Below are 8,149 nucleotides of genomic sequence, written 5' to 3' on the forward strand. Positions count from 1 at the left end.
GCCCCCGGCCCACCCTGGCCTGCACTTTCGAACGTGAAAGAGGGCGAATGGGCGCTTTCGAACGTGAGATAGGCCCTATCTCACGTTCGAAAGCGCCCGGGGGTCCGCCGGTCAGTCGGCCAGGCGGCCCGTCGTCGGGAAGCGGTCCCACACGCGGTGCGCGGGCAGGAGCTGCTTCAGCGCCGCCACGGCGGCCGCGCCGTCCGCCGCGGACTCGACGCCCTTGCCGGACACCTGGGCGGCAGCGAGGACGGCCTCCGCCGGCTCGAGGGCGAGGATCGCCTTCGAGTGGCGCCACATCTCCTGCAGCACTTTGACGACGCGCGGGTCCACCGCCTCGGAGTCGGCGGCGCCGGCCTTCTGGTCCAGGCTGGGGGCGGCGTCTGCGGCGGGGGCCGCCGGCGAGGCCACGACCACGGCATCCAGCTCGATGGACGCGGCGGTCAGGTAGGTCCGCTGGGCCACGATCTCCCCGGCCACGGGGCCGCCCTTCGGTGCGATGACCAGCGGGACCATGCCCGCACCGTGGATGCCCTGCACGAGGGCGTCCAGCTCCTTCTCGTCCACGGACTCGCCCACCACGACGCCGACCTGACGGCCGTCGAGCGGCCACGCCCCGCCGATCTGGGACAGCACGGGGGAGGGCTGCACGTCGGCCGGGGTCTCGGTCGGCGCGGGGACGGGGATGCCCAGGCCGTCCGCGACCTGCTGGGCCAGTCGCGTGTCGATCGCGGCGAGGTGGGCCAGCTGGCGCTCGCGGATGGTCTGCTCGTAGCACTTGCCGAGCTCGAACGTGTACGCCTGCGCCACGTGCTCGCGCTCCACCTCGGAGAGGGAGAGGAAGAACAGGCGCGCCTGCGAGAAGTGGTCGTCGAAGGACGCGGCGTGCGCGCGCTCCTTCACCGAGGCCGGCAGCGGCTCCGGGTGCTCGATGAACGCGTGGTCGTCCGCGGGGGTTTCGTACGGCAGGCCGCCGTCGAGCGAGTTGGGCCGGTACGGCGCCACGCCGCGATGCACGGCGCTCTGGTGGAAGCCGTCACGCAGCATGTCGTTGACCGGGGCGTGCGGGCGGTTGATGGGCAGCTGGTTCCAGTTCGGCCCGCCGAGGCGGGTGAGCTGCGTGTCCAGGTAGGAGAAGAGGCGGCCCTGCAGGAGCGGGTCGTTGGTGACGTCGATGCCGGGCACGAGGTTGGCCGGGTTGAAGGCCACCTGCTCCGTCTCCGCGAAGTAGTTGGACGGGTTGGCGTTCAGCGTCATGCGGCCGAGGGGTTGCACGGGGGCGAGCTCCTCCGGGACCAGCTTCGTGGGGTCGAGCAGGTCGATGCCCTCGAACATCTGCTCCTCGTTGTCCTCGAACACCTGCACGCCGAGCTCCCACTCGGGGAAGGCGCCGGCCTCGATCGCGTCGGCGAGGTCACGCCGGTGGAAGTCCGGGTCCATGCCGTTGGTGAGCAGCGCCTCCTCCCAGGTCACGGAGTGCACGCCGAGCATCGGCTTCCAGTGGAACTTGACCAGCACGGTGGAGCCGTCCGCCGCGACCAGGCGGTAGGTGTGGACGCCGAAGCCCTCCATCATGCGGTAGGAGCGCGGGATGCCGCGGTCGGACATGTTCCACAGGGTGTGGTGCTGCGCCTCGGTGTGCAGGGACACGAAGTCCCAGAACGTGTCGTGCGCGGACTGCGCCTGCGGGATCTCGCGGTCCGGGTGCGGCTTCACCGAGTGCACCACGTCCGGGAACTTGATGGCGTCCTGCACGAAGAACACGGGGATGTTGTTGCCCACCAGGTCCCACGTGCCCTCATCCGTGTAGAACTTGGTGGCGAAGCCGCGGGTGTCACGGGCCAGGTCCATGGAGCCGCGGGAGCCGGCCACGGTGGAGAAGCGGACGAACACCTCCGTCTCCTTGTCCTTGGCGAACAGCCCGGCCCGGCTGATCTTCGCGGCGGTGCCGTAGCCGCGGAACACGCCGTGGGCGCCGGCGCCGCGGGCGTGGACCACGCGCTCGGGGATGCGCTCGTGGTCGAAGTGGCTGAGCTTCTCCCGCAGGTGGTGGTCCTGCAGCAGGGTGGGGCCGCGGCGGCCGGCCTTGAGCGAGTGGTCCGAGTCCTGCAGGCGGACGCCGTGCGCGGTGGTCAGGTACGGGCAGCCCTGCGCGGCGGTCGCGGGGTCGGCGCCGGTGTCCTGGCCGGTGGGGGAGACCTGTGCCGGACCGCGCTGGTCCGGGGCCGGCACGGCCACGGGCTGGTCCGGGTGGGTGAGGGCGGTGTGCTCCTCGAGGTCGGGGGTGATCGGCCCCGGCGTGCCGGGGATGTCGGGCTGCTGGGTGGTCATCGCGTCTGCTCCTGTGGTGTCGACGTGCCGCGCGGTGCCGCGCGGATCCGGGGCGGAGGACGACGGCGGCCGATGCGGGCCGACGTCGTGCCCGGCTTCCAGCGTGGCGGCTGGCCCCAGCGCTGACCAGGGCTGACGGCCACCGGCAGGGGCCTGGCTACCCTGGGGGCATGAGGATCAGCGTCGGACAGTTCGGGCCCGTGGGCGACGCCGAGGAGAACCTGGCCGTGATGGCCCGCCTCGCCGCCCGCGCCGCGGGCGAGGGGGCGGACCTCCTGGTGCTGCCCGAGGAGGCCATGCTCGGGGCCCGCGAGGTGGGGGAGGAGTTCCCCGACGCCGTCGCCGCGGCCTGGGAGCCGTTCGCCGCGGGCCTGGCCGCGCTGGCGCGGGAGCACGGGATCGCCGTCGTCGCGGGCGGCTACGAGCCGGGACCGGACCGGCGTCCCTACAACACGCTGCTGGCGGTGGGCGCGGACGGCGCCCGGCTGGGTGCGTACCGCAAGCTCCACCTCTACGACGCGTTCGCGCACCGCGAGTCGGACCGGATCACCCCCGGCGACGGCGGCGTCGCGGCGATCGAGCTCGGCGGGCTCCGCCTGGGCCTGCTCACCTGCTACGACCTGCGCTTCCCCGAGCTGTCCCGGCGTCTCGCGGTGGAGGGCGCGGACGTGCTCGTGATCCCCGCGGCGTGGTTCTCCGGCGAGCACAAGGTGGAGCACTGGCGCACCCTGCTCAAGGCCCGCGCGGTGGAGAACACCGTGTGGGTGGCCGCGGCGGACACGTGCTCGGACGGCACCGTGGGCCACTCGATGATCGTGGACCCGCTGGCGCTGCCCGTCGCCGAGCTCGCCGACGAGCGGGAGGCCGTGGCGACCGCGGAGGTCACCCGCGAGCGCATCGACGAGGTCCGGGAGTTCCTCCCCTCGCTCGCCAACCGCCGCACTGACGTCCTCTGAGCCGTCCCCGCCCGGCGGACGGGTCACCATTACCCCCTCGGGCTGGGAAAAGCCTAAAATCACGTCAGACGTGCAACCAGACGGGCGCCCCGGCGCTCGGAACGCGCCCCGCCCGGGGCGGGACGGGAGATCAGAGATGACCATCAACGCCGACGGCAGCCACGCCGTCCAGCCCCACACCGCGAACGCCCACACCACCCCGGCCCGCCCCGTGCGCCACGCCGTGGTGGAGGAGGAGGTGCTCGAGCCGCTGCGCCCGGTGGACGGCTGGGGCTTCACCAACCGCGTCATCCTCCTCTCGGTGCTCGTCGTGATCATCGGCGACGTCGTGCGCGTGCTCACCGGCGGCCTGGGTGATCCCAACGGCTCCGTGGCGCTGGGCGAGACCGGCCACGGCTGGGTCGTGCTGGTGCAGTCGTTCATGTTCGGCCTGGTGGGCGGCGCCCTGGCGGGCGCGGCCGGCTACCTGGTCGTGCTGCTGATGGGCGGGGCCGCCCGCTCCGTCGTGCGCTACGTGGTCGGTGGCGTGGTCGGTGGCTTCCTCGGTGCCGTGGGCCTGTTCGCGGTGTTCTCCAACACCGTCCTCTACGGGTCGGGCGTGCACCTGTTCTGGATGCTGCCGGTGGCCGGCCTGCTCGGCGGCCTCTGGGCGGGCGTCGTCTCCTCCCGCCGCTGATCCCGGACCCGGCGCCTTGGGCGCTGGGCACAGAGAAAGGCCCCGGTTCCGGCTCTCGCCGGGCCCGGGGCCTTCTCCGTCATCACTCGCACCTTCGATGAGGTGGCTTCAGCCTACGAACGCGCCTTGGGCTTTCCAGGGGAGTCGGCTGGGCGTTCCCTGGGAGTGTCCGCCGCCCCGAGCAGGTGCGCCAGCTCGTCGGTGGCGGCGACGAGGGCCGCCCCGCACCGGTCCGCCAGCTCGTCCGTGCAGCGGTAGGCCGGCACGAGCGTGCTGAGCGCACCGACCACCGTGCCCGCCACACTGATGGGGGCGGACAGCGAGGTGACGTCCTTCTCCACGGAACGGGTGCGCAGCGTGTAGTCCCCCGCGGCCACGCTGCCGCGCAGGGCGTCGCCCACGGCCGTGCCCGCCAGGGGGACGGTGCGTCCGACCCAGTTCGTGTGGCGGACCGAATGCGTGCCCTCCACGATCGCCAGGTAGACGGCGGAGTCCGGAGGGGTCGTCACCGAGAGGTAGACGGATTCGCCTGTGGCGGCCACGACGTGGTCCATCGGCCCGCGGGCCAGCTGCACGAGCGAGTCCCGGGAGAAGGCCCGCGCCCCGAGCTGGATGAGGCGCACGCCGGGGCGGTAGGCGCCGTCGTCGTCGCGGGCCACGAAGCCGGATCCCTCGAGGCTGCGCAGCAGGCGCAGCGCCGTGGACGCCGGCAGCTCCGTGGCGCGGGCGGCCTCGGTCAGGCTCAGCCGGGGCTGCTCGGTGACGGCGGCGAGCAGGTCCAGGGCCCGGTCCACGGTGCGCGTCGAGGCGGTGGGGGTGGTGGTCATGAGAGGGAGCGTAACGGGTGCGGGACGCGCGGATCGGGCTTGCGCGTGAGCCGAGTCACTGTTTCAATGTTCGGAAAGTGCATGCCGAGCCGTGAAATCACCGGGGCCACCCGTCCCGGCGGCGCACGCACCCCGTCGAGAGGAACTGCCATGGCCGTGGGCTTCACCCAGCACGACCCGTCCCGCACCATCCGCGCCCCGCGCGGCACCGAGCTCTCCGCCAAGTCCTGGCAGACCGAGGCCCCGCTGCGGATGCTCATGAACAACCTGGACCCCGAGGTCGCCGAGCGTCCCGAGGACCTCGTCGTCTACGGCGGCACCGGCCGTGCGGCCCGCTCCTGGGAGGCCTACGACGCCATCGTCGCCACCCTCAAGGACCTCGAGGAGGACGAGACCCTCCTGGTGCAGTCCGGCAAGCCGGTGGGCGTGTTCCGCACCAACAAGTGGGCCCCGCGCGTGCTGATCGCCAACTCCAACCTGGTGGGCGACTGGGCCGACTGGAAGACCTTCCGCGAGCTCGAGGCCGAGGGCCTGACGATGTACGGCCAGATGACCGCCGGCTCGTGGATCTACATCGCCACCCAGGGCATCCTGCAGGGCACCTACGAGACCTTCGCCGCGATCGGCCGCAAGCGCTACGACGGCTCCCTCAAGGGCACCCTGACCCTCACCGGCGGCTGCGGCGGCATGGGCGGCGCCCAGCCCCTGGCCGTCACCCTCAACGGCGGCGTCTGCCTGATCGTGGACGTCTCGGAGGACCGCCTGCGCCGCCGCATGGGCAAGCGCTACCTGGACGAGGTGGAGACGGACATCGACAAGGCCGTCGAGCGCGTCATGCAGGCCAAGCGCGACGGCGAGGCCGTCTCCGTGGGCCTCGTGGGCAACGCCGCCGAGGTGTTCCCCGAGCTGCTCGAGCGCCAGAAGGCCGGCACCGTCGAGATCGACATCGTCACCGACCAGACCTCCGCGCACGACCCGCTGTCCTACCTGCCGATCGAGATCGACGAGAAGGACTGGCACGCCGAGGCCGAGGCCGACCCGGACACCTTCACCAAGAAGGCCCAGGAGTCCATGGCCCGCCAGGTCGAGGCCATGGTCGGCTTCCAGGACATCGGCGCCGAGGTGTTCGACTACGGCAACTCCATCCGCGACGAGGCCCGCAAGGCCGGCTACTCCCGCGCGTTCGAGTTCCCGGGCTTCGTCCCGGCCTACATCCGCCCGCTGTTCTGCGAGGGCCTCGGCCCGTTCCGCTGGGCCGCGCTCTCCGGCGACCCGGAGGACATCCGCGTGACCGACGAGGCCCTGAAGGAGCTGTTCCCCGAGAACGAGCACCTGCACCGCTGGCTCGACGGCGCCGCCGAGTTCGTGGAGTTCGAGGGCCTGCCGGCCCGCATCTGCTGGCTGGGCTACGGCGAGCGCCACAAGGCCGGCCTGCTCTTCAACCAGCTCGTGGCCGAAGGCAAGGTCAAGGCGCCGATCGTGATCGGCCGCGACCACCTCGACTCCGGCTCCGTGGCCTCCCCGTACCGCGAGACCGAGTCCATGCTGGACGGCTCCGACGCGATCGCCGACTGGCCGCTGCTCAACGCGCTGACCGCCACCTCCTCGGGTGCCACCTGGGTGTCGATCCACCACGGCGGCGGCGTCGGCATCGGCCGGTCCATCCACGCCGGCCAGGTGGGCGTGGCCGACGGCACCGAGCTGGCCGCGGCCAAGCTCGAGGCGCTGCTCACCAACGACCCGGGCATGGGCGTCATCCGCCACGTCGACGCCGGCTACTCCCGCGCCGCCGAGGTGGCGAAGGAGCGCGGCGTCCGTGTGCCCATGGAGGCCACGATCCGGGACTGACCCCGGTCACGTCGTCGGACGACGACGGTGCCGCCGCGCCGTCGCCGTCCGACGACTTCACCGCCGCGAGCCGGACGGGCGTCCGCCCGTCCGGCTCGCGATCGAAAGGACACCACGATGGACTCGTCCCGCCCCGCAGACCACGAGCTGCACACCGACACCACCGCGATGGCCGCGATCGAGGCCGACGCGCCCCGCCCGCCGGCGCGCTGGCGCATGATCGTCTACTCGGCGATCGGCATCGTCATGTTCTTCGTGCCCGTCACGATCAACGGGGCGAGCTCCATCCCGCTGGACCACCTGGTGACCTGGGTGCGCGGGCTGCTCGGCCCGGCCGACCGCTGGGTGGGCCTGGCCATCATCGCCGCCGGCGCCGTGTACCCGTTCGCCTCGGGTCGCTGGCGGACCAGCACCACGCGGGCGGTGTTCGCGTTCCTCGCCGTGCTCGGCCTGGTCGCCTCGGCGATGGTCGTGTTCGGCGTGGGCCCGAGCTGGATCCTGGACAAGAGCATCGGTCCGTTCCTGATGGACAAGCTCGTGGTGCCCGTGGGCCTGATCGTGCCCATCGGCGGCGTCTTCCTGGCCCTCGTGATCGGCTACGGCCTCATGGAGTTCGTGGGCGTCTACCTGCGCCCGGCCATGCGGCCGATCTGGCGGGTGCCCGGCCGCGCCGCCGTCGACGCCGTGGCCTCCTTCGTGGGCTCCTACGCCCTGGGCCTGCTGCTCACCAACCGCATGTACACCAGCGGCCGTTATACGGCCCGCGAGGCGGCGATCATCGCCGCCGGCTTCTCCACGGTGTCCGCGACCTTCATGGTGATCGTCGCCAAGACGCTGGGCCTGATGGACATCTGGCTCTGGTACTTCTTCGGCACCCTCCTGGTGACGTTCGCGGTCACGGCCATCACCGTGCGCATCCCGCCGCTGAGCCGCATCCCGGACGAGGTGTACCCCGGCGCGGTGCACTCGCCCGAGCTGGCCGTCACCCGGGACCGCTTCCGGGTGGCCCGTCGCGCCGCCGAACAGACCCTCGCCGAGGCCCCGTCCCTGCCGAAGAACATCTGGGTCAACTTCCGGGACGGCCTCGTGATGGTGCTCCAGATCCTGCCCTCCATCATGTCCGTGGGCCTGATCGCCCTGGTCCTGGCCACCTACACGCCCGTGTTCGAGTGGATCGGCGTGATCTTCTACCCGCTGTTCTGGGCGCTGGGCTACTCCGATCCCGGCCTGCTGGCCTCGGCCTCCGCCACCTCGATCGCCGAGATGTTCATCCCGGCCACGATGGCGGCCGGTCACGAGGACCTCGTCGCCCGCTTCGTGATCGGCGTCGTCTGCGTCTCCGCGATCATCTTCTTCTCCGCGGTGGTGCCTGCCATCCTGGCCACGGACATCCCCATCCCGCTGTGGAAGCTCGTGGTGATCTGGGCCGAGCGTGTGGCCCTCACCATCCTGCTCGCCACGCCGGTCGCCCATCTGGTCGCGGCGCTCACCTGAGGCCCACCCCACCGCCC

6 protein-coding genes are annotated in these 8,149 nt (G+C 72.1%); 4 read left to right on the top strand and 2 right to left on the bottom strand.

Annotation, left to right across the window (positions count from 1 at the left end; all coding sequences use genetic code 11):
* Positions 1 to 111 precede the first annotated feature (111 nt).
* The gene (locus tag J1M40_RS07410; RefSeq protein WP_206450644.1) at positions 112 to 2,331 is read right to left on the bottom strand and encodes a catalase; all 2,220 of its coding nucleotides are present in this window, start codon (positions 2,329 to 2,331) and stop codon (positions 112 to 114) included.
* A 170-nt stretch (positions 2,332 to 2,501) separates the two neighbouring features.
* Between J1M40_RS07410 and J1M40_RS07415 the strand changes: the two genes are divergently transcribed.
* Both J1M40_RS07415 and J1M40_RS07420 read left to right on the top strand, forming a co-directional pair.
* Positions 2,502 to 3,287, top strand: coding sequence for a carbon-nitrogen hydrolase family protein (locus J1M40_RS07415; RefSeq protein WP_159228200.1), 786 nt, complete (start codon positions 2,502 to 2,504; stop codon positions 3,285 to 3,287).
* A gap of 136 nt (positions 3,288 to 3,423) precedes the next feature.
* Positions 3,424 to 3,963: a hypothetical protein gene (locus J1M40_RS07420; RefSeq protein WP_159228201.1), complete on the top strand. Its 540-nt coding sequence runs from the start codon at positions 3,424 to 3,426 to the stop codon at positions 3,961 to 3,963.
* Positions 3,964 to 4,076: 113 nt separating this feature from the next.
* Here J1M40_RS07420 and J1M40_RS07425 read toward each other — a convergent pair whose 3' ends face one another.
* Entirely contained in the window at positions 4,077 to 4,790 is a 714-nt protein-coding gene (locus J1M40_RS07425) for an IclR family transcriptional regulator (RefSeq protein WP_141843467.1), read from the bottom strand.
* Between the two features lie 150 nt (positions 4,791 to 4,940).
* Here J1M40_RS07425 and hutU point away from each other — a divergent pair, with 150 nt between their 5' ends.
* Together hutU and J1M40_RS07435 are read left to right on the top strand one after the other, a co-directional pair.
* Positions 4,941 to 6,638: a urocanate hydratase gene (gene hutU, locus J1M40_RS07430; RefSeq protein WP_020624962.1), complete on the top strand. Its 1,698-nt coding sequence runs from the start codon at positions 4,941 to 4,943 to the stop codon at positions 6,636 to 6,638.
* Positions 6,639 to 6,755: 117 nt separating this feature from the next.
* Positions 6,756 to 8,132 (top strand): YjiH family protein, encoded by a 1,377-nt coding sequence (locus J1M40_RS07435; protein ID WP_020624961.1) that lies wholly within the window; start codon positions 6,756 to 6,758, stop codon positions 8,130 to 8,132.
* Positions 8,133 to 8,149 lie beyond the last annotated feature (17 nt).

This window comes from Micrococcus sp. KRD026 (assembly GCF_017168445.1).
GTDB lineage: Bacteria > Actinomycetota > Actinomycetes > Actinomycetales > Micrococcaceae > Micrococcus > Micrococcus luteus.

Coding starts and splice junctions, on each gene's coding strand:
- J1M40_RS07410 (WP_206450644.1), bottom strand. CDS start 2,331: ATGACCACCCAGCAGCCCGACATCCCCGGCACGCCGGGGCCGATCACC.
- J1M40_RS07415 (WP_159228200.1), top strand. CDS start 2,502: ATGAGGATCAGCGTCGGACAGTTCGGGCCCGTGGGCGACGCCGAGGAG.
- J1M40_RS07420 (WP_159228201.1), top strand. CDS start 3,424: ATGACCATCAACGCCGACGGCAGCCACGCCGTCCAGCCCCACACCGCG.
- J1M40_RS07425 (WP_141843467.1), bottom strand. CDS start 4,790: ATGACCACCACCCCCACCGCCTCGACGCGCACCGTGGACCGGGCCCTG.
- hutU (WP_020624962.1), top strand. CDS start 4,941: ATGGCCGTGGGCTTCACCCAGCACGACCCGTCCCGCACCATCCGCGCC.
- J1M40_RS07435 (WP_020624961.1), top strand. CDS start 6,756: ATGGACTCGTCCCGCCCCGCAGACCACGAGCTGCACACCGACACCACC.